Origin of the sequence: Bradyrhizobium sp. ISRA430 (genome assembly GCF_029909975.1) — a bacterium.
Classification (GTDB): domain Bacteria; phylum Pseudomonadota; class Alphaproteobacteria; order Rhizobiales; family Xanthobacteraceae; genus Bradyrhizobium.
The window spans coordinates 7,773,995-7,794,422 of the sequence record NZ_CP094516.1 but is presented as its reverse complement, the minus strand read 5'-3'; the positions used below and the strand labels follow the sequence as shown (position 1 = coordinate 7,794,422).

Genomic DNA, 20,428 nt, shown 5'->3' with positions numbered 1-20,428 from the left:
TGTTGCGGGGGAAGGCCGGGGCAACTTTTCCGGTTTAGATTGCGAAGCCCGGCCCTGTCCTGACCGAATTCATCCGTGACCGGATCAGCAACGCCACGACGATACCGACATTGAGCGCGTTCCACGCCACGCCATTGGCGAAGGCGGCGGCATAAGATCCGGTGGCATCGAAGATCACGCCCGACACCCAGCCGCCAAACGACATGCCGAACACGGATGCGAAGATCACGATGCCCACGCGCGTCGCCGCCTCGCTGGCCGGCATCGCCTCGCGCACGATGATGGCGTAGCTCGGCACGATGCCGCCCTGGAACAGGCCGAACATCGCGGAGATGAGATACAGCGAGGTGAGGCTGTCGAAGAACAGGTAGAACACCAGTGCAAAGCCTTGCGCCAGTGAACCGACCAGCAACGTGCGGATGCCGCCGATCTTGTCGGCGAGGAAGCCGGAGCCGATGCGACTGACGATGCCGCAGGCCATCATCAGCGACAGCATCTCGGCGCCGCGCGCCACGCCATAGCCGAGATCGCCGCAATAGGCGACGATGTGCACCTGCGGCATCGCCATGGCGACGCAGCAGGAGATGCTGGCGATCGAGAGCAGCACCGTCAGCGTATTGGTCGAGAGCTTGAGATCGACCCGCGGCGGCGGCGCATTCGCGTGGTTGCGGATATGGTCGTCGCCCATCTGCGTGCGCAGGACCAGCACGAGGATCGTCATCAGGCTCGCGCAGACGATGCCGATCCCGATATGGGTCACGCGCCAGTCCGCCGTTTGCACGCCCCAATTCACGATCGGCGGCCACATCGTGCCGGCGACATAGTTGCCGCTCGCAACGATGGTCACCGCAAGACCGCGATAGCGCTCGAACCAGTGCGAGGCCTCCGCCATCAGCGGCGCGAAGGTCGCCGACGTGCCGAGGCCGATCAGGAAATAAGCCGCCACGAATTGCCAGAGCTGGGTCGACAGCCCCGCCAGCACATTCGCAACGCCGAGGAAGGCGATGCTGATCGCCATCGCCGGCACGATGCCGAACCGGTCGGTGATCTTGCCGGCGATCACGCCGCCGAGGCCGAAGCCGAACATCATCAGGGTGAAGGCCAGCGACACCGCGCCGCGCGTGGCGCCGAATTCAGCCTGCACCACGGGAATCACGACCACAACCGCCCACATGCCGACGGCACCGATCGAGCCGATCAGAAGCGCGATGACGAGTCGCACCCAGGCCTGACGGGAGTCAGGGGTGAAGGAAGACGGTCGCTGTCCTGGAAGATTCGGTGCGTGCACGGGCAGGACCATGTTCGCTGATCGCCGCGGGGTCAAGCATTGTGCCGCGATATTGGGCATGCGCGGTGCACTGCGGTAATAAGAGCTTGGCGGAACCGCGCTTTGCCATTAGGTTGCAATCTGCGTGTGCAGCATTGCCGCGCAGTGATCGTTCGGGCGGATGTCGTTGCAACTGAAAAGGTCGATGCGAACGCGGGTGGGGTGGCTGGTCGCCCTTGCCTATCTGTTCTGCATCCTCGCGCCGGCCGCGGCTCTTGCCTGGAGCAACGATCCCGCGCCGTGCCTCGGCGACGACGTGATCCTGGCCGATCTCGTGCCGATGCATCACCAGATGCCGGCAAGCCATGTGCATGGCGGCTCGCATGACCACGACGGGATGCACGCTCATCAACACACGGCCGCGCAGGACGCGCCGGCCCAACATCATCCTGACGGCAAGGGCGCACCCGGTCCGTGCTGCGCGATGCTATGCGTGAGCGCGCTGCCGGTCGCGCTGCCCGATCTCGCCAAGCCGATCCAGCCGGTCTCCGCCTGCGCCCCGGAGATCGTCGCGAGCCTACGCAGCGAGGCGCCGTCCCTGCTCTACCGCCCTCCCATCGCCTGACGTGACGTGACGTGACGACGTGAGGCCGCGCGCGTTCTGGCGCGCGTGCGCCTTTGGTCCTCCGACAGTTCAGGGATTACCCATGGCTACGCTTCTGGGGGCGAGGTTCGCCGCCGCATCTTCGGCGCGTGGACGACACTTGCGATTCAATTGGCCGCTGCTGGCCGCGCTCGCGCTCGTATTGGCCGGCTGCATGCCGGTAACCGCGCCGCTAACTGAGGCTGGCCCCGCCGATCCGAGGGCCAGGGTGGCGCGCGTCGACTATCGCTCGACGATCGCGCCCTACACGAGCCTGCGCCCTGCGACACCAGCGCCATGGCGTGAACGTAACGACAGCGTTGCGCCTCAGCTCAAGCCCGACCGGTAGGAGCACGCCATGGTACATCATTTTGTACGCGGCCTGCTTGCCCTTGCCGCATTTGGCCTGTCCGGCTGCGCCGCGTTCTCACCGGACAGCGGCATGACGGCGGTGTCCGAGCTGACCAGCCGGAGCATCGGGAAAGACGTCGCCTTCGTGCGCTCCGCCGATGGTGAGGTGGCGGTGAACGACACCGTCCGCCGGCTGCTGTCGCGCACGCTGAGCGCCGATGCCGCGGTGCAGATCGCGCTCCTCAGCAACAGGGGACTCCAGGCCGCCTATAACGAGCTGGCACTGGCCGAAACCGATCTGGTCGAACAGAGCCTGCCGCCCAATCCCGTCTTCTCCGTCTCGCGCATCAGCGGCAATGGGGCGAGCGAGATCGAGCGCCAGGTCGTCGGCGACATTCTTGCGCTGGCGACCCTGCCGTTCCGCTCCGACATCGCCCGCGACCGTTTCCGCCAGGCGCAACTGCGCGCAGCACTTGCCACCTTGCGGCTCGCGGCCGAGGTGCGCCGCGCTTACGTCCGCGCTGTCGCCGCCAACGAAATGGTGGTGCTGCTGACCGACGCGAAGTCGACGGCGGAATCGACCGCGCAGCTCGCTGTCAAGCTCGGCGAGACCGGATCGGTCAACAAGCTCGACCAGGCCCGCGAGCAGGTATTTTACGCCGAGACCACTGCCGACCTCGCCAGCGCGCGTCAGGCGGCAACGAGCGGGCGCGAAAGGCTCGCGCGCCTGATGGGGCTGTGGGACGATGGCCTCGATTTCCGTCTCCCCAACGCATTGCCGCCACTGCCGCGCCGGCCGCTCGCGCTGCCCACAATCGAGGCCGATGCGGTGGCTCATCGCATCGACCTCCAGATCGCGCGGCTGGAGTTGACGGCGCTGGCAAAGTCGCTGAACCTCACCGAGGCGACACGCTTCGTCACCTTGCTCGATCTTGCCGGCATCTCCCGCCGCACCCAGGATCCGGAAGGCCCGCCGTTTCGCGAACGCGGCTTCGACGTGCAGTTCCAGATCCCGATCTTCGACGGCGGCGAAGTGCGCGTGCGGCAGGTTGCGGAGACCTACAACCTCGCCTTCAATCGCCTGACCGAGCGCGCCGTCAACGTTCGCTCGGAGGCGCGCGATGCCTACCGGGTCTACCGCTCCACCTACGACATCGCGAGCCACTATCAGCGCGAGATCCTGCCCTTGCGCAAGATCATCACCGAGGAAATGCAGCTCCGCTTCTCCTCTATGCAGGTCGATATCTTCGCGCTCCTGACCGAGGCGCGCCAGCGCCTCGCCTCGCTGCGCGGGGCAATCGACGCCAAGCAAAGATTCTTCCTCGCGCAGTCCGACCTGCAGACCGCCGTCAATGGCGGCGGCACGCCCTCGGGCGGCAGCGACAACCCGACAACCATCGCCGCGGCAGCGCCTGCCGATGGCGGACACTGAACGGAGGCAGCGATGTTTTCCCGCCGAGGATTTTTGGGCACCGCAGCGCTTGCCAGCGCATCGGCAATCAGTGGCCGCGTCCAGGCCGCAGCGATTCCGGAAGCCCCGCACATGGACAAGGTGGTGATGCAGCCGCCGCTATATCCTGTGAGCGGGCCGGACTATCGCCCCGTCGTCACGCTCAACGGCTGGACGCTGCCGTTCCGCATGAATGGCGACTGGAAGGAATTCCATCTCGTTGCCGAACCGGTGGTACGCGAATCCGCCGAAGGCATGAAGGTCAATCTGTGGGGCTATAACGGCCAGTCGCCCGGCCCCACCATCGAAGCGGTCGAAGGCGACAAGGTCCGCATCTTCGTCACCAACCGCTTGCCCGAATACACCAGTGTGCACTGGCACGGCATGATCGTGCCGAGCGGCATGGACGGCGTCGGTGGGCTCAACCAGCCGCATATCCCGCCCGGAAAGACCTTCGTCTACGAGTTCGAGATGAAGAAGAGCGGGACCTTCATGTACCACCCGCATTCCGACGAGATGGTGCAGATGGCGATGGGCATGATGGGCATGGTCGTCGTGCATCCGCGCGATCAAAGCTTCCGTCCCGTCGACCGCGACTTCGTCTTCGTGATGAGCGCCTATCTCGTCGACCCCGGCACCTATTTGCCGAAGGTCAACGAGATGACCGACTTCAACATGTGGACCTGGAACGCGCGGGTGTTTCCCGGCATCGATCCCTTGCCGGTCAGGCTCGGCGATAAGGTGCGGGTGCGCATGGGCAATCTCAGCATGACCAACCATCCGATCCATCTGCATGGCCACAGCTTTGCCGTGACCTGCAGCGACGGCGGCTGGATTCCGGAAAGCGCGCAATACCCGGAGACCACTACCGATGTGCCGGTCGGCGCCGTGCGCGTGTTCGACGTCCTTGCCGACAATCCGGGCGACTGGGCGTTCCACTGCCACAAGTCGCATCACACCATGAATGCGATGGGCCATGACATGCGCAACATGATCGGCGTGTCGCGCAAGGATCTGGCGCGCGCCGTCGGCAAGCTCGCGCCCGACGCCATGGTGATGGGCCAGACCGGCATGGCGATGGGCAACATGGAGATGCCCGCTCCCGACAACACGCTGCCAATGATGACCGGCGCGGGTCAGTTCGGCCCGATCGAGATGGGCGGCATGTTCACGGTAATGAAGATCCGCGCGGGGCTGGCGCGCGACGACTATCGCGATCCCGGCCCCTATCAATTCCCGCAAGGCACCGTCGCCTACGAGGTCGCCTCGCCTGCGACGGAGCCGGCGCGGCAACCGGGCGCGCCGGCGCACAAGATGAAGATGTAACCGGGCCTTTCGACGAACCAGCAACTGGAGACCAAGATGAAGAAGAAAACGATGATCACACTGGCGGCACTCTCGCTTTTGGCCGCGCCCGCCGGCGCGCACGAACAGCACCGGCACGAGAGCTTTTCGGCCGGCGAGCCCGGTGATCCCAAGAAGCCCGCGCGCACCATCGAGATCGCGATGAGCGAAATGGACTATGAGCCCTCCAGCATCGAGGTCAAACGCGGCGAGCAGATCCGCTTCGTGCTGCGCAATGTCGGCAAGGAGGATCACGAATTCCTGCTCGCCACCAAGAAGGAGAATCTCGCCCATGCCGAGGTGATGAAGAAGCATCCGCACATGGAGCACGACGATCCCAACGGCGTGCGGCTCGCGCCGAGCAAGACGGCCGAGATCCTCTGGAGGTTCACCAAGGCCGGCAAGTTCGAATTTTCCTGTCTGATCCCCGACCACCGCGACTACGGCATGGTCGGCCACGTCACCGTGAAGTGAGCAATGGAGAGAATCATGAAATCGATCGCCCGTCTGACCACAGCCCTCGCGCTGACGCTGGGCCTCGCCCTGGGCTCAAGCGCACAGGCGGCCTCCATCAGCGGCGAGGTGAAGAAGATCGACGAGGCCGCCGGCAAGATCACGTTGAAGCACGGCCCCGCCAAGAGTCTCGGCATGGATGAGCCCATGACCATGGTCTACCGCGTCAAGGACCCCGCCATGCTCAGGCAGGTGAAGGTCGGCGACAAGGTTACGTTCGAGGCCGAGGAGGCGGCGGCGGGGTATACGGTGACCCGCATGGAGAAGGCGAAGTAGGGTCGTCGGTATTCCACCATGGTCATTCCGGGGCGCGCCTCTTGGCGCGAGCCCGGAATCGGTTTTCTCCACGTCGATTGCAGCACGATGGATTCCGGGTTCGCGCTACGCGCACCCCGGAATGACGGGCAAAAACACCCCGGCCCGTCCCCTCCCGCGCCCTCCGTTAACCCTTTGCTAACCATACACCGGGCAAAAATTGCCGGGTGAAGTCGAGTGTCGTCGGCCGCGTAAAACGGGAGAACCCCCGTGGACGCCAGTGCGGTGCCTCACTTTCGGAGCGGTGGCCCATCGGCCGCCGCGCAGACGTTTGGCGCGCGTGGGCGGCAATCGCGCGGGGAGGCAGCAACCATGGTCGACGTCACCGCGGGACAAGGCGTAGGCGCCGCGAAGCCCAGCATCCCTTCCCTCGCCGAGATCGGTAACATCCTCAAGCGCGGCGACATTGCGCTCGCGCTCGGCATCCTCACCATCCTGGTGGTGCTGATCCTGCCCCTACCCTCGATCGTGCTGGACCTGTTCCTGGCGATCTCGATCACGCTCTCGATCCTGATCCTGATGACGGCGCTTTTCATCCAGGCGCCGCTGGAATTCTCCGCCTTCCCGACCATCCTCTTGATCTCGACCATGCTGCGGCTGTCGCTGAACATGGCCTCGACCCGCCTGATCCTGTCGCACGGGCACGAGGGCACGGACGCCGCCGGTCACGTCATCGAAGCCTTCGGCAGCTTCGTGATGGGCGGCAACTTCGTCATCGGCATCATCGTCTTCGCCATCCTGATCATCGTCAACTTCGTTGTCATCACCAAGGGTTCGGGCCGCATCGCCGAAGTCGCCGCACGCTTCCACCTCGACGCCATGCCGGGCAAGCAGATGGCGATTGACGCCGACCTCTCCGCGGGCCTGATCGACGAGAAGATCGCCAAGGAGCGGCGCAAGGCGCTGGAGGACGAGAGCGGCTTCTTCGGCGCCATGGACGGCGCCTCCAAATTCGTCCGCGGCGACGCCATCGCCGGCCTCCTCATCGTCTTCATCAACGTCGTCGGCGGCATGATCATCGGCGTGGCGCAGCAGGGCCTCTCCTTCGCCGACGCCGGACGCAGCTATACGCTGCTGACCGTCGGTGACGGCCTCGTCACGCAGGTGCCGGCGCTGATCGTCTCGACCGCCGCAGGCCTGCTTGTCTCCAAAGCCGGTGTCTCCGGCGCGGCGGACAAGGCGTTGATGAAACAGTTCTCCGGCTATCCTCAGGCCCTCGCAATGTCCTCGGCCGTGATGCTGGTGCTGGCCGCGCTGCCGGGCATTCCGACCATCCCCTTCCTCGCGCTCGGCGCCGGCGCCGGCGCACTCGCCTGGCAGGCGCGCAACCACAAGAAGACCGTCGTCAAGGCCGAGGAAACCGCCAAGGCCGCACCGGCCGCCGGAACGCCCGGCGCACCGGGCGCCGCGGCAGCGGAGGAGCCGATCTCGGCCGCGCTGAAGATCGACGACCTCAAGATCGAGCTTGGCTATGCACTGCTGCCGCTGGTCAACGGTCCCGACGGCACCGACCGCCTCACCGAGCAGATCAAGGCGCTGCGCCGTTCGCTCGCGATCGAGATGGGCTTCGTGATGCCCGCGGTGCGCATCCTCGACAACGTCCAACTCGAGGCCAACACCTACATCATCAAGATCAAAGAGGTCGACGCCGGCACAGGCAAGATCTGGCCGAACCAGTTCATGGTCATGGACCCCGGCGGCAACCAGGTCCAGGTGCCTGGCATCCACACCACCGAGCCGACCTTCGGCCTGCCTGCGACCTGGGTCGACGCCAGCCTCAAGGAGGAGGCCTCGCTCAAGGGCTACACCGTCGTCGACGCCGCGACCGTGCTCTCGACCCACCTCACTGAGCTGCTCAAGGCCAACATGTCCGACCTGCTCTCCTATGGCGAGGTGCAGAAGCTGCTCAAGGAACTGCCGAAGGAGCAGAGCGAGCTGGTCAAGGACATCGTACCGGGGCAGGTCACGGTCTCCGGCATCCAGCGCGTGCTGCAGCTCCTGCTGGCCGAGCGCATCTCGATCCGCGACCTCTCCACGATCCTCGAAGGCATCGCGGACTCGCTCGCCTTCTCGCGCAATCCCGCCACCATGGTCGAGCAAGTCCGCGCGCGGCTGGCGCGGCAGATCTGCGCCCAGAACACCTCCTACAACGGCTACCTGCCGCTGATCGCGCTGTCAGCGAGATGGGAGCAGGCTTTCGCCGAGTCCATTGTCGGTCAGGGTGAGGAGCGCAGTCTTGCGATGCAGCCCTCGAAACTGTCGGAGTTCATGACCGCCGTGCGCGAGGCGTTCGAGCGCGCCGCCCGCGAAGGCGAGGCGCCGGTGCTGGTCACCTCCGCGGCAATCCGTCCATTCGTGCGCTCGCTGGTCGAGCGGTTCCGCGCCCAGACCACCGTGCTGTCGCAGGCCGAAATCCACCCCAGGGCGAGATTGAAAACGGTCGGAAGCGTCTGATTTGCCTTAAGAAGCCGTGTGTTTTTCAGCCACATGCAAATGATTTTTGAGTTTCCGGCGCGCTGTGGACTAGAGGTCGATGAGGCGGCTTACAGGCACATTACAGCTTTGAAATAATTATATTATTGAACCATCGACGAGCGGCTTTCGATCGCGGCCGTTCACGTAATTTCACGCTCTTGTGATCACCCCTTGGGAACGAATCCACCCAATACTAGGTTGATGGGCACCGGAAGCATGAACCTTCCCGAATAGGGTAGCGACTACTTCGGGTAGATGGCGGCAGGAGGCTTCCATGAACCACTCGATCTACAGCGCGGATCGCTCGACCCATCTAAAGATCGTGGTCGTGGCGCTCGTCGCAGGGATCGCGGTGGCAGGCCTCGGCATCGCGGCACGCACGGGTACGGACGATGGCCTGACCCAGACCGCCCGAGTTATCAAGGCCGGCAAGCCGGTCGCTATCACAAGCTCGAACGCATCTCTCGTTCGCTAAGGAGTTTTGACGAGTTTCAGGAATTCACGCGGCTCTTTACCAGCCCCCCAAAGTCGCCACGTGGATATGTAGACGACCCCAACCCCAAGTCGACTACAGAAAGCGCCCGCCCCCCACGGGCGCTTTCTCATGTCTGGGGTGATGATTGCGCTGCGAATGCGGCATAGAGCCGCCCCAAATACCGTTGTCATTCCCCGCGAAGGCGGGGAATCCAGTACGCCGCAGCTTCTCCGTATCCCTTCACTGCCGCTGGAATACTGGATCGTCCGCTTTCGCGGACGATGACGCCGCGGGCTTGGCAAGAGCTCCCCGTCACACGATCAGCGCAGATGATGCGGCCTAACAAGAGTCCGACACTACCGCGCCCCATAGGTCGGCGGCGGGGCCTGCACGGTTGGCGCGGCGGCGGCGAAGAGATCGTCCTTGCTTCCCGAGAGCGGCGGATAGATGCGCTTGCGGTTGATGGTCTGCTTGGTCGCCTTCGCGGCTGCACCAATCGTGCGAACCTCGCGGCTCCATCCTTCGGTGTAGAGCGCGCCCCAATCGCCGAGATCGAGCACGGTCACGTACCAGTCGATCCGCAGCGGCAGCAGCGGCTGGCCCGCTAGATCGGCCACCACATTGTGACCGGCGAAGCGGCCCATGGGACGAGCGAACTGACACGACATCACGGTCGGATGCAGCCCATCGATCACGCTCGAGGCGACGTCGCCGGCGGCGAACACGCCAGGCAGATCGGCAACTCGCATGAAGGGATCGACCAGCAGGCGGCCGAGGCGATCCCGCGCGCCGGGCAGGCTTGTAGCAAGCGGACTTGCGCGCATGCCGCCGCACCAGACCACGGTTTGCGTGGCGATGACCTCGCCCGAGCTCAGGCGAATGGCGGCAGCCTCGACGGCCTCGACCAGCACGCCAAGACGTATCTCCACCTCGAGCGACGACAAGGCGGTCTCGATGACGGGACGCGCGTGGTCGCCGATGGTCGTGCCCACTACGGGGTTGGGATCGATCAGGATGACGCGGCGGCTGCCGGTGATGCCGGCGCGCGTCAACCGTTCCGGCATTTCGGTCGCAACCTCGATGCCGGTGAATCCCGCGCCTACGACCACGACCGTCGCGAGTCCCGGCGACGGCGCGCTGCGGCCGAGCGCCGTGAGATGGGCCTGGAGGCGTAACGCCGCGGCGTAGGTGTCGACATCGAAGCCGTGCGCGGCGAGGCCGGGAATGTCGGGGCGCATCACCTCGCTGCCAAGCGCCAGCACGAGCCGGTCATAGGCCAGCGTCTCGTCGCCGCGGCCCGTGACCAGCGAAATCTCGCGCCGCGCCGGGTCGATGGCGTCGACCTCGCCGATGCCGTGGCTAATACCGATCGGATCGAGCAATTGCGGAAGCGGAATTGCGACCTCGCTGAGGTCGACCTCGTAGTTGCGCACGCGGATGTTGTGATAGGGATTGCGATCGACGAGGTGAATGTCGATGTCGGTCGCGCCGATCTCCTCGCGCTTGCGCGCGGCGCCGATCGCCGCCCACAGCCCTGCAAACCCGGCGCCAAGCACGACGATACGCGCCATGTCCGTTTACCGCTTTGTTCTCGGGGAGATCCGAAAATCCGTGTTAATCGGTATAGCGCAGAGGGCGCGGCCGACCAACTGCGACGGCACCGATCGGCGATGCAAAGTTGCGGCATGGGGCTTACGCCCCGCGCAATTCCGACGGCGTTGCGCCGAAGCGCTTGCGGAAGGCGCGGTTGAAATAGGACAGATCTGAAAAACCCGCCGAATGGGCGATGTCGCTGATCTTGCGCGCCTTGGCGCGGGGATCGCCGAGCAGCTTTCGCGCGAGCAGTAGGCGCTGCTCCAGCACGAATTCGGTGAAGGTCGTGCCGGCCTGCTCGAACAGTCGCTGCGCCTGGCGCGGGCTTAGCCCGTAGCGCGCCGCAACCTCGGACAGGCAGAGGTCGTTACGATTGAGTGCGGACATCACGTCGGCGCGCATCAGATCGAGACGGGCCGCCGCCTGTCCGCGTCCGCGCGCGAGATTCGCGTGCTCGGCGTCGGTGCCGAGCAGGAGGCCGACGAGGTCGATCATGTGCAGTGCGGTCAGACGCTGGCCGACGGCATCGAGATGCGGGCCGTGGTCGGCGGCGAGCGCGTGATAGCGGAAGATGGTTTCGGCGACCGCGCCGTCGGAGAGGACCTGCGAGAGCTTGTCCTCGGCGCGTGGGCTGATCTCGAGCAGCGCGCGGCGCGGCATGCGGATGGTAGTGAAACGGTCTTCATCGGTGTGGCCGACCGTGCCGCTGACGCTCATGTCGGCGAGCATCATCTGCGACGGCGCGAGCTCGATGGTGCGGCCGTTCTGCCCGATGCGGACGAGGCCCGCATGCGCCGATATCAGCACGAGATCGTCGCTGCCGTCGGCAAGGCTGCCCTGTGTGCGCGAATATTGTGCCGACGCGCCTTCGGGAACGGCGAGTGCGATGTCGCCGATCACGCTGATCCGCAGTCGGCAATCGATGCTGTCGCCGCGGCTCGGTCCGACATCGAGGCCGCAGGGCCCGCAAGCCCTGTCGCGCCATTGCTCGAACGCGGGGCCGCGCGGCAGCCCTGCATATTGATGAAAGAAGATGCCCGGCGTCTTCGCTGCATCCATCTGACTTCTCGCCCTCTCCAGCGCAGCAAATTGCAGCGCCAACTCTCAATTGCGCGCATTTGACGCCACAAATTGCGTGGAGGTTCAAAGCGCGGCGAGGAGAAGAGGGTAGACTTGTCGGAGTGCGACGGAGGACTGGACCATGGCGACATGGTCAAAGATGAGCAAGGCTTGGAGGCGCGACCATGCCTTCCCGACGTCGTCCTGGCGAAAGCCAGGACGACCGTGAAGCCGACCCCTACTTCCTCGCCGGAGCCTGCGGCTGGGGCGGCGGCACGGTCTCGATCAGCTTGCCGGAAAACACCGGTGCCGAGGTCGGCTGGCCGCTCGGCGAGCCGCCGGCCTGCTCGACGGTGACGGCGTAGGTTGCGGTGTTGACGACCTCGGCATCGTAGGAGGCGAGCACCGGACGCGCGGTGAAGTCGTTGGCGCCGATCACACCGAGCGAACGCGGGCGCGGCAGCTTGTCGGAGATCAGCCAGAGCTCAAAGCTCTTGCCGGGCTCCGGCGTCGCGCCGACCTTGCGCACGGTGAAATTCCTGGTCGCCCCGTCAATGGTGAGGATGAAGGCGGGGCCTCCATTCGGACCTTGCAGCAGCGCGACATATTGAGAGGGCGGCGCGAACGGCGCCGCGGGCGTCTTCACCTCGACCGTCCGGATGACCGGTGCGGGACGAAGCGCGACAGGCAGCGCGTCAGGCTGGAAGATCTGCAGCGACAGCGTCACGAGCAGCGCGGCCGCGAGCGCGCCGGCAGCGGACGCGATGCCGCGCCAACGCTTCAAGCGGCTTTCGAGGCGGATCACGTTGCTGCCGTCGACGACCGGAATGCTCGTGACCGGCGCGACGTGAGGATCGGGCGCATGAACCTGCGGCACGAATTGCGGCACGAAGTCCGACGTGACGTCCGAGGCGGCCTGCTGCGCCTCCCGGACCGGCTCCGGCGCCACCGGCGGCGGCGCATCGAGCAGCGGCGTCGGCTCCTGAGTTGCAGGTGGCTGCTGCGCGACTGGCGGCTCCTGCGCTGCCGACGGCTGCTGCGATGCGGCGGCCTGCGCGATCGCGAACCTGATGTTGTCCCACACGATCGGCCGCGGCTCGACCGATCCGACCATCTGATTCAGGGTGCCGAGGCGGAATTCCCAGGCCTGCACGATCGCGGCGAAATCCTTGTCCACCGCCATCATGGCCTCGACTTGCGCGCGCTCGTCCGCCTCGAGCGTGCCGAGTGCATATTCGGCTGCGAGCGCGATATGGTCTTCCGTGTCGGCCATCAATTACAGTCCAAAATCCTCACAGCGGCACCTTCAAAGTCCGAGACACTCACGGATATCCATCATGCTGCGCCTCAGCCACGTTTTCACCGTGTTGACCGGCGCGGCAAATTTCTCCGCCAATTGCTCGCGGCTCCAGCCGTTGTAATAGGCGAGAAGCACGAGCCTTTGACGGTCCGGCTCGAGGCGGCCGATACATTCCAGGAGCCGCTTCAACTCCTCCGTCATCTCCCGGCGCGCCAGGGGATCGGGACTGTCTGCCGCGACTTCCATCGCCTGAGGCTCTTCCTCGATGGAAGCTTCCGTCTTCTTGCGCACGAGGTCGATGGCACGGTTGCGCGCGATCGATGCCATCCACGTGATCGGCGACGACAGCGCGGGATTGAACTGGCCCGCGCTGTGCCAGATCCTGACGTAGGTCTCCTGAATGACCTCCTCTGCAAGATCCTGTCGGCGCAAGATACGGAGCACGACGCCATAAAGTTTCGCGCGCGTGGCGCCATAGAGGCGCTCGAATGCCGCCTCATCGCCCTTCGCCACTGCTGCGATCAGCCCGACCAGCTCTGCTGGCGTCAGCATTCAGCCCCCCAACGCGCCGCCCTCTTCACCTCTCCCCGACGGGGAGACGTCGATTTGCGCAGCAAATCGGGTGAGGGGGCGCAGGACTCACGGGAGACCGTGACCCCTCACCCGGCGCTCCGCGCCGACCTCTCCCTAAGGGAGAGGTGGACACCTCCGTCGCTGGCACAGCTTTCATTCGCACTACCATAGCGCGCAGCGAAGCCCGTGACCAAGGGGCGGGGGTGTCACACTGTGGACAGTAAACGCGAAAACCCGGACCTTGCGGGCCCGGGTTGGCTAATTCTCGGCGATCGCGCGGCTGCTGCGCCCTAGGCGATGGCACCCATGCGGGCGCGCATCAGGCCGATGCTATCGAGATCGGCCTGCTCGCGGGCGCTTTCCTCGGCGCGTTCGCGGGCCTGATCGCGCTCGTCCAGGAGCTCGACCTTCTTCAGCTCCTCGAAAGCCTCGCCCAGCGCGGCCTTGGCCTCTTCGAGCTGGCCCTTCAACTCGTCGGCCGAGCGGGTCAGGTTCTCGCGGCGCTGGATCGCGGCCTTGGCATAGGTCGGATAGGCAAAGTGCGAGGGATCGTTGATCCCGGCGCGCTCCTGCTCGGTCAGGATCTCGCGTTCGAGATCGGTCGACATCCGCTGAAAGTCGGCGATCATGGTCTCGATCTGGGCGACCCTGCGGCGCTTCTCGTCGACCTGAAACTTCTTCAGGCGGATGAGGGTTTCACGTGACTTCATCGACTCGTACTCCCCAGAAGTCCCCTAGCTGCACGTGGGACGACACCGGTCTCCCCACAGGCCCGATTGGGACCCAGACCGGCTTGGCTACTCTGTGGGATCGGATGATGAACCGACAAAGTTAGCGTTCCGTTTCCAAATTGGCGAGGATTTGCGCCAACTGGCGGTAGCCGTCCGCGAGCGATGCACTTTCGTCCTTGCGCTGCCGCAAGAAGGCTTCGAGCGGTTCATGCAGCCGGATTGCCTCGTCGACCTCGGGGCTGGAGCCGGCCCGGTAGGCACCCAGCCGGATCAGCTCCTCCATATCGGCATAGGTCGCCATCACCTGGCGCGCCCGCTGGATGGTCGGCCAGAACTGCGGGTCGGCCGATTTCGGCATCGTGCGCGAGACCGATTTGAGGATGTTGATTGCGGGGTAGCGGCCGCGCTCGGCGATCGAGCGCTGCATCACGATATGGCCATCGAGAATGCCGCGGACCGCGTCCGCGATCGGCTCATTATGATCGTCGCCGTCGACCAGCACCGTGAAAATCGCGGTGATGGCCCCCTCCCCTAAGCCCGGACCTGCGCGCTCCAGCAGCTTCGGCAGTTCAGTAAAGACGGTCGGCGTGTAGCCCTTGGCGGTGGGCGGCTCGCCGGCGGAGAGCCCGATCTCGCGCTGGGCCATGGCAAAGCGCGTCACCGAGTCCATCAGACACAGCACGTCCTTGTCCTCGTCGCGGAAATATTCGGCGACGGCGAGCGTCAGATAGGCGGCCTGCCGCCGCATCAAGGCCGGTTCGTCCGAGGTCGCGACCACAACGACGGAGCGCGCCAGCCCTTCCTCGCCGAGATCGTCCTGCAAGAACTCCTGCACCTCGCGGCCGCGTTCGCCGATCAGCCCGATGACGCTGACGTCGGCGTCGACGTTGCGCGCGAGCATCGAGAGCAGCACGGATTTGCCGACGCCGGAGCCCGCGAAGATGCCCATGCGCTGGCCGCGGCAGCAGGTGAGAAAGGTGTTCATCGCGCGCACGCCGAGATCGAGCGGGCTGCCGACGCGCTTGCGCGAATGCGCCGGCGGCGGCGCGTTGCGGAACGGCATCGGCGAGGTCCCCTGCGGCAACGGCCCCTTGCCGTCGATCGGCTCGCCCAGCGCATTGACGACGCGGCCGAGCCAGGCCGCAGACGGCCGCACCTGATTGGCGGCGTTGGCGATGACAGCCTTGCAGCCGCGGCGCACGCCGTCGAGACCCGCGAACGGCATCACGACAGCATTGCTGCCGGAGAAGCCGATCACCTCGCAGGGAATGGAGCGGTTGGCGCCGGTCTCAATCACGAGCCGCGCGCCCACTGACATGGCGTGAATGGGACCGGCGACCTCGACCATCAGGCCGCGCACGCCCACAACGCGGCCATATATATTGACGCCGTCGATATCGCCGATCTGTTCGGCAAGCGCCTTCATGCGGCCAGCGCCTTGATGAATCTAGACTTCATGGCGAAAACCTTAAGTTTCGCCATATTTCTGAACGGCGCTTAACTTCGTGTTTACCCGCATCATTAATCATTGCGTCACTTGTCTTTGTGACTGAGCGTGACTCCCTTTCAGAAGAAGGCTGAGTCGCGGGAGTCGGTTAGGCCCGTCTCTTAAAGTGGAGCTTGAACGGAACTGGGTGACGAAAGCTGCTTCGTACACAAGACCTTAGGGCGATTCGACAAAAATTGCACCCGCGGGACTTGCGTTCCAGAATCAGATTTTGTTAACCATCTCACGTCAGGATCCGAATCAGTTGTTCAAAGGCGTTTTGTTGAGTGCCGCGAATGCGGCCGACCTGACGCCCGGAGCGGCGACTATGGGGAACTGGCATGCGCGTTTTGCTGATTGAAGATGACAGCGCCGTCGCGCAGTCGATCGAGCTGATGTTGAAGTCCGAGAGCTTCAACGTCTACACGACCGACCTGGGGGAAGAGGGCGTCGATCTTGGTAAGCTATACGATTACGACATTATCCTTCTCGACCTCAACCTGCCCGACATGTCCGGCTACGACGTGCTCAAGCAGCTCCGGGTCTCCAAGATCAAGACACCTATTCTGATCCTCTCCGGCCTCGCGGGCATTGAGGACAAGGTCAAGGGTCTCGGCGTCGGCGCCGACGACTACATGACCAAGCCCTTCCACAAGGACGAGCTGGTGGCGCGCATCCACGCCATCGTGCGCCGCTCCAAGGGCCACGCCCAGTCGGTCATCCAGACCGGCGACCTCGTCGTCAACCTCGACACCAAGACGGTGGAAGTCGGCGGCCAGCGCGTGCATCTGACCGGCAAGGAATACCAGATGCTGGAGCTGCTCAGCTTGCGCAAGGGCACGACCCTCACCAAGGAAATGTTCCTCAACCATCTCTATGGCGGGATGGACGAGCCGGAGCTGAAGATCATCGACGTCTTCATCTGCAAGCTCCGCAAGAAGCTCGCCAACGCCTCCGAAGGCCGCAACTTCATCGAGACTGTGTGGGGCCGCGGCTACGTGCTGCGCGAGCCGCACGAGGCCGACGAGCGCATCCCCGCCTGATCTTGGGTTACGTCGCGAGCCACGGCTCGCTCCTCCCAGCCTGGACCCCGCCGCAAATGGCGGGGTTTTTGTTTTTTGGGACTCGCGAACGTGGCCGGACAGGCACGTTTCTGAACCGACCTTAGGCACCGGCAAGCACGGGTGCGGCCAGCACCGGGCGCTTGACCGGGCACCGCGCGGCCGCCTCGCGAAGGCGTCCGATCATCGCGTAACCGACGATGAATCCGAATGCGAAGGTCGGAAGCACGAAGGAGGCCATGAACCTCCATCCGGCGACGCTATCGACGATCTCCATCACCGGCATGTGGACGAACTGGTGAATGGTAAGCAGCATCCATAACATCACGGTCATGCCAGCCCCGAAGACGAGGCCGTCTCTGATCCGCCTCGTCTGCCTCGACCGCCTGCCCCAGGTCGAATCCTGCACCAGGAGGGCCGTCATCGCGCCGATGCCCCAGGGGAAGATCAACAGCGGTAGTTCATGCAGCACCACGTCGCCGAAGGACCGCTCCGGAAACTGGTAGAGGTCGAACGTCGCCTGCACCGGGAAAACGATCAGCGCGCTGACGACGCCTATCGACAGAATGAACCCGACCGGGAGCCGGCCGAAGATGCTCTCATTCGCGAACGCGTAGTGCCGCTTGAAATGGTACACTAGCGAGAAGTTCACGATGAACTGGAGAGGAGTCGTGAGCAACGTCCGCAGCATGCCGACGGTTTGATCTCCGGGAAGATGAACGATCTTTCCAGATCCGAGCAGCCACAGGAGGCACCAGCCGGACGTGAAGGCCGCAACGATCGCCACGAACTTCAGGATGCCCGGCGAGGACGGATCCAGTGTGAACCCGATCGCGCCCAATCTTCGCTTGCTGTCCGCGAGCGTCCATTCGCCGGCCAGAGCTGCGCGTGTGGCGAAGAGGAGGAGGTTGTTGAGCAGGGAATCCATGTCCTTGCGCAAGTCTTCCAGCATGCATCCCGCCGCCGTCTGGGCCGCAAGCTGGAGCTGGCTCACGGTGCTGTGGCGGGTCGAGAGGGAGTCCAGGGCCTGCCAGTCGTTCGGCTCGACCTCGCTGTCCTCCATGATCGCGCCGTAGATCTCGCCGCTGCTCTTGAGCACGCGGACGGTGCGGAAGCACAAGGTGTCGTAGACCGCCAGCAGTTCCGCGTGGAGATCGGCGTTACGCTCCATGAAGCCCTCGCGCTGTCCGGCGCAGCGCTCGAGATGGAGCATCAGCGCCGAGATCTTGAGGAAGCGCGACTGGATGGCGGTCGATTGGACAGCGCGGAAATCATCGATTTGGTAGCCGATCCTGGACAGCTTGCGCTGCAGGATCGGCATGTCGCTGGCAGGGACCTGGAATGGCGATGCGGCCAGCGTATCACGCAGTGCGAGCGCGCTGACGGGAATGCCGGCCAGTTCGTGGCAGAAGCCTCGCCACCATTTGGGAACGATGGGAATGATCCAGATGAAGATCAGTAGCCAGATCGTGGCAAGCGGCGACAGCTTGTGCGGGAGCAGCGCATAGGCGGCCAGGAACAGCGTGATGAAGACGGCGACGCCGAACGCGAACAGAGGCCTCGTCGTAAAGGAGCGGGTACCCTTGAGCGTGTGAAACCTGAACCAGTAGAACAGAACGACGACAAGCGGCCCGCCGAAGGAGCCGAAGATCGAATTCAGGGCCACAACGAAATTGTCGAGCGTCACGATGAACTCCTATCGCTAGGGTTCGCTGGTGGAAACACGCCGGACGCCACGGCATCCGGCAGTCCCTGATGAAATGTCATGCGGCCTGCGCCACGATCTTGGCCTTCTGGATCACAAGGTCGATGTTGTCGGGCGCAAGCGCAATTGCGCTGTCCATGTCGTCCCGGGCCTTCGTAACGTCCTTGATCTGCGTATAGGCGTTGGCCCGCGACACGAAGTATTTCGGCTCGTTCTGGTTCAGCTCGACGGCTTTGCCGAAAGCCTTGATCGCCTGCTCGAGATAGCCGCGCTTGTCGTCGGTGCCCGCCGCCGTCATGCTGACGATGCCCTTGATCCAGTAGAACTCAGCGTCCGCCGGCTTGAGCTTGATCGCTTCGGTGATGTCATTCAGCGCGTTCTCGTAGAGGCCGACCGTCACGTTGAAATTGGCCCTGCGCACGAAATATTCGGGCTTTGCCGGATCGAGCTTGAGCATGTAGGCGAAGCTGGCGGCAGCCCTCGGGATTTGCTTCTGCTTGTGCTGAAGCGTCCCCAGATCGTAATACACCTTGGCAAGCTGGACCGAGAGCTCGTTGTCGCCAGCCAGCAGGCTGTGCAACTCCTGTCCCCGCCGCGTTAGATCCTCCAGCGCCTCGATCGTTGCCGGCGCGACGGCGAGTGCCTCCATGAATTGGTCGCGCCGCCACAGCAGCGCCTCCTTCGACGGGCGCCCTCCGTCGGCCGGGCCCGCCGGCCTTGGCGGCGTTTGGACATCGAAGATCCTGCCGTCGGACGAACGCATGTAGAGAACGGGAATTCCCCATTCGACGCGTGACTTCTGCTGGATGAATTTGCGGGCGAGGGTCACCGCATCGTCGATGGGACGGTTGCCGGCCAGCGCAGCATAGAATCCTTCCGACATCGAGATCGCCGCGTTGTCGGTGATGGGGAACTGCATCGCCACCACTGCCGGTAACCACCCCGTCTTCATCAGTCCGATCGCCGGATTCCCAAAGCGATCGCCGACATTGATCCTGGCGCTCTCGCAGCAATTGAGAACGATCAGGCGAAGGCTCCTGCGCGCCTCCGTCAGCATCGTCGCGAGGTCCGAGGCGAACTTCTTCACCGGCTTGCCGTCCTCATCGACCATCACGACGAAACCGCGTTCATCGAAGCCGTCGGTCTCAAGGCCTGGCGAAGCCTCATCGACGCCGCCGTGACCGATGAAATGGAAGATGTGCCACTCTCCTTCGAGCAACTTCTTCATCAGGTCTTTTCCGGTCCCGCCGGGGACCCACTGGAAATCGACCCGCCCATCGTGCTGGAGCGCGTCGATGCCTTTGTTGATGCGGTCGCGCTCCCTGACGACATCGAGCTTGGGCCATTCGCTGGTCGAAGGATCCGCGATCATGCCGAGGATACGCAGTGGTCCCTTGACGCCCATCCGGCCAACGCCGCCCGCTGTATCGAGATGCCGCACGACAGGGCGTGTCAAGCTGACGAAGCCTTGCACGTCGCTCTCGTCGAAGAGATATTCCCACGGCAGCCCGGCCAGCTCGGCCGCCTCGATCCGCAGCTTGATTCTCAAGTCCTGCGACGCGCCCTTGCTGCGGTCGTAGACTTGCTGGATCAACGGCACCTCGGTGAAGACGCTGCGGAAGACGCCCCGTCCGAAATCCCGCAGCACCTGTTCGCCCCGCGTCTTCGGGCCTTGGAGATTTTTCTCGTCGATCTCCAGAACGGCGCTTTCCAGCTCACCGCGTAGCTTTGCCAATTCGCCGGGCGCACTGAACCAGAACTTCACCTGGCTCTTCGGCGCCTCGCCACCCGGCGATTTGACCACCCGGCCGTAATATTGCTGAGGGCCCCCGCCCGCCGGCAGGTAGGAGCCGATCTCGAGCTCGAAGTCTTCGTATTCGGCAACGGGCATTTTGAACCTCACTCAAACAAGACTTCTTATCTGAACGAAGAATGCCTCGAATTTGGATGGTCACTTCGCCACGGCAGCGCGAGCTTGGCGACAAACATCGCAAGCGGTCAGATCATGCTGGTCTGATCGTTCATGCGCCGGAGAGCAAAATCTCATCGAGGGCCCAATTCATGGACACCTCGAGGACAACGGCAAC

Annotated in this window: 18 protein-coding genes; 9 read left to right on the top strand and 9 right to left on the bottom strand. The window is 64.3% G+C overall.

The features are described from left to right. Positions 1 to 34 precede the first annotated feature (34 nt). Positions 35 to 1,300: an MFS transporter gene (locus MTX21_RS36560; protein ID WP_280969283.1), complete on the bottom strand. Its 1,266-nt coding sequence runs from the start codon at positions 1,298 to 1,300 to the stop codon at positions 35 to 37. Positions 1,301 to 1,472: 172 nt separating this feature from the next. Between MTX21_RS36560 and MTX21_RS36555 the strand changes: the two genes are divergently transcribed. The 8 genes from MTX21_RS36555 (at position 1,473) to MTX21_RS36520 (ending at position 8,833) form a co-directional block, all read left to right on the top strand. Further along, positions 1,473 to 1,892: a hypothetical protein gene (locus MTX21_RS36555; protein ID WP_280969282.1), complete on the top strand. Its 420-nt coding sequence runs from the start codon at positions 1,473 to 1,475 to the stop codon at positions 1,890 to 1,892. An 82-nt stretch (positions 1,893 to 1,974) separates the two neighbouring features. Next, positions 1,975 to 2,259 carry a hypothetical protein gene (locus tag MTX21_RS36550; RefSeq protein ID WP_280969281.1) on the top strand — a complete coding sequence of 95 codons (285 nt, stop codon included), beginning with the start codon at positions 1,975 to 1,977 and terminating at the stop codon, positions 2,257 to 2,259. A gap of 9 nt (positions 2,260 to 2,268) precedes the next feature. Next, a complete protein-coding gene (locus MTX21_RS36545; RefSeq protein ID WP_280969280.1) occupies positions 2,269 to 3,693 on the top strand; it encodes a TolC family protein in 1,425 nt (474 codons plus the stop codon). Positions 3,694 to 3,705: 12 nt separating this feature from the next. Beyond that, positions 3,706 to 5,037 carry a copper oxidase gene (locus tag MTX21_RS36540; RefSeq protein WP_280969279.1) on the top strand — a complete coding sequence of 444 codons (1,332 nt, stop codon included), beginning with the start codon at positions 3,706 to 3,708 and terminating at the stop codon, positions 5,035 to 5,037. Between the two features lie 36 nt (positions 5,038 to 5,073). Then, the gene (locus MTX21_RS36535) at positions 5,074 to 5,529 is read left to right on the top strand and encodes a cupredoxin family protein (protein WP_280969278.1); all 456 of its coding nucleotides are present in this window, start codon (positions 5,074 to 5,076) and stop codon (positions 5,527 to 5,529) included. Positions 5,530 to 5,544: 15 nt separating this feature from the next. Further along, positions 5,545 to 5,844 (top strand): copper-binding protein, encoded by a 300-nt coding sequence (locus tag MTX21_RS36530; RefSeq protein ID WP_280969277.1) that lies wholly within the window; start codon positions 5,545 to 5,547, stop codon positions 5,842 to 5,844. A 351-nt stretch (positions 5,845 to 6,195) separates the two neighbouring features. Then, positions 6,196 to 8,337: a flagellar biosynthesis protein FlhA gene (gene flhA / locus MTX21_RS36525; protein ID WP_280969276.1), complete on the top strand. Its 2,142-nt coding sequence runs from the start codon at positions 6,196 to 6,198 to the stop codon at positions 8,335 to 8,337. 295 nt (positions 8,338 to 8,632) lie between these two features. After that, positions 8,633 to 8,833, top strand: coding sequence for a hypothetical protein (locus MTX21_RS36520; protein WP_280969275.1), 201 nt, complete (start codon positions 8,633 to 8,635; stop codon positions 8,831 to 8,833). Positions 8,834 to 9,189: 356 nt separating this feature from the next. Here the strand turns inward: MTX21_RS36520 and MTX21_RS36515 are convergent, their stop codons facing one another. The 6 genes from MTX21_RS36515 to fliI form a co-directional block, all read right to left on the bottom strand. Next, a complete protein-coding gene (locus MTX21_RS36515; RefSeq protein ID WP_280969274.1) occupies positions 9,190 to 10,404 on the bottom strand; it encodes an NAD(P)/FAD-dependent oxidoreductase in 1,215 nt (404 codons plus the stop codon). Positions 10,405 to 10,525: 121 nt separating this feature from the next. After that, on the bottom strand, positions 10,526 to 11,485 hold the full coding sequence (locus MTX21_RS36510; protein ID WP_280969273.1) for an AraC family transcriptional regulator: 960 nt from the start codon (positions 11,483 to 11,485) through the stop codon (positions 10,526 to 10,528). Positions 11,486 to 11,723: 238 nt separating this feature from the next. Continuing rightward, positions 11,724 to 12,758 carry an anti-sigma factor gene (locus MTX21_RS36505; RefSeq protein WP_280969272.1) on the bottom strand — a complete coding sequence of 345 codons (1,035 nt, stop codon included), beginning with the start codon at positions 12,756 to 12,758 and terminating at the stop codon, positions 11,724 to 11,726. A 33-nt stretch (positions 12,759 to 12,791) separates the two neighbouring features. Next, on the bottom strand, positions 12,792 to 13,337 hold the full coding sequence (locus tag MTX21_RS36500) for a sigma-70 family RNA polymerase sigma factor (protein WP_027552729.1): 546 nt from the start codon (positions 13,335 to 13,337) through the stop codon (positions 12,792 to 12,794). Between the two features lie 311 nt (positions 13,338 to 13,648). After that, a complete protein-coding gene (fliJ, locus tag MTX21_RS36495; RefSeq protein WP_280969271.1) occupies positions 13,649 to 14,068 on the bottom strand; it encodes a flagellar export protein FliJ in 420 nt (139 codons plus the stop codon). Positions 14,069 to 14,189: 121 nt separating this feature from the next. Beyond that, complete coding sequence (fliI, locus tag MTX21_RS36490; protein ID WP_280969270.1) at positions 14,190 to 15,515, bottom strand: flagellar protein export ATPase FliI; 1,326 nt, start codon at positions 15,513 to 15,515, stop codon at positions 14,190 to 14,192. Positions 15,516 to 15,916: 401 nt separating this feature from the next. On the opposite strand from fliI, the gene MTX21_RS36485 reads away from it, so the two are divergent. Continuing rightward, on the top strand, positions 15,917 to 16,618 hold the full coding sequence (locus MTX21_RS36485; RefSeq protein WP_016848562.1) for a response regulator transcription factor CtrA: 702 nt from the start codon (positions 15,917 to 15,919) through the stop codon (positions 16,616 to 16,618). Between the two features lie 121 nt (positions 16,619 to 16,739). Here the strand turns inward: MTX21_RS36485 and MTX21_RS36480 are convergent, their stop codons facing one another. Then, positions 16,740 to 18,323: a hypothetical protein gene (locus MTX21_RS36480; protein ID WP_280969269.1), complete on the bottom strand. Its 1,584-nt coding sequence runs from the start codon at positions 18,321 to 18,323 to the stop codon at positions 16,740 to 16,742. Positions 18,324 to 18,399: 76 nt separating this feature from the next. Continuing rightward, entirely contained in the window at positions 18,400 to 20,232 is a 1,833-nt protein-coding gene (locus MTX21_RS36475; RefSeq protein ID WP_280969268.1) for a CHAT domain-containing protein, read from the bottom strand. Between the last annotated feature and the right edge of the window lie 196 nt (positions 20,233 to 20,428).

What these genes read in the sequence shown, in the direction of transcription:
- MTX21_RS36560 (WP_280969283.1), bottom strand. Translation starts at nt 1,300, where the DNA reads ATGGTCCTGCCCGTGCACGCACCGAATCTTCCAGGACAGCGACCGTCT.
- MTX21_RS36555 (WP_280969282.1), top strand. Translation starts at nt 1,473, where the DNA reads ATGCGAACGCGGGTGGGGTGGCTGGTCGCCCTTGCCTATCTGTTCTGC.
- MTX21_RS36550 (WP_280969281.1), top strand. Translation starts at nt 1,975, where the DNA reads ATGGCTACGCTTCTGGGGGCGAGGTTCGCCGCCGCATCTTCGGCGCGT.
- MTX21_RS36545 (WP_280969280.1), top strand. Translation starts at nt 2,269, where the DNA reads ATGGTACATCATTTTGTACGCGGCCTGCTTGCCCTTGCCGCATTTGGC.
- MTX21_RS36540 (WP_280969279.1), top strand. Translation starts at nt 3,706, where the DNA reads ATGTTTTCCCGCCGAGGATTTTTGGGCACCGCAGCGCTTGCCAGCGCA.
- MTX21_RS36535 (WP_280969278.1), top strand. Translation starts at nt 5,074, where the DNA reads ATGAAGAAGAAAACGATGATCACACTGGCGGCACTCTCGCTTTTGGCC.
- MTX21_RS36530 (WP_280969277.1), top strand. Translation starts at nt 5,545, where the DNA reads ATGAAATCGATCGCCCGTCTGACCACAGCCCTCGCGCTGACGCTGGGC.
- flhA (WP_280969276.1), top strand. Translation starts at nt 6,196, where the DNA reads ATGGTCGACGTCACCGCGGGACAAGGCGTAGGCGCCGCGAAGCCCAGC.
- MTX21_RS36520 (WP_280969275.1), top strand. Translation starts at nt 8,633, where the DNA reads ATGAACCACTCGATCTACAGCGCGGATCGCTCGACCCATCTAAAGATC.
- MTX21_RS36515 (WP_280969274.1), bottom strand. Translation starts at nt 10,404, where the DNA reads ATGGCGCGTATCGTCGTGCTTGGCGCCGGGTTTGCAGGGCTGTGGGCG.
- MTX21_RS36510 (WP_280969273.1), bottom strand. Translation starts at nt 11,485, where the DNA reads ATGGATGCAGCGAAGACGCCGGGCATCTTCTTTCATCAATATGCAGGG.
- MTX21_RS36505 (WP_280969272.1), bottom strand. Translation starts at nt 12,758, where the DNA reads ATGGCCGACACGGAAGACCATATCGCGCTCGCAGCCGAATATGCACTC.
- MTX21_RS36500 (WP_027552729.1), bottom strand. Translation starts at nt 13,337, where the DNA reads ATGCTGACGCCAGCAGAGCTGGTCGGGCTGATCGCAGCAGTGGCGAAG.
- fliJ (WP_280969271.1), bottom strand. Translation starts at nt 14,068, where the DNA reads ATGAAGTCACGTGAAACCCTCATCCGCCTGAAGAAGTTTCAGGTCGAC.
- fliI (WP_280969270.1), bottom strand. Translation starts at nt 15,515, where the DNA reads ATGAAGGCGCTTGCCGAACAGATCGGCGATATCGACGGCGTCAATATA.
- MTX21_RS36485 (WP_016848562.1), top strand. Translation starts at nt 15,917, where the DNA reads ATGCGCGTTTTGCTGATTGAAGATGACAGCGCCGTCGCGCAGTCGATC.
- MTX21_RS36475 (WP_280969268.1), bottom strand. Translation starts at nt 20,232, where the DNA reads ATGCCCGTTGCCGAATACGAAGACTTCGAGCTCGAGATCGGCTCCTAC.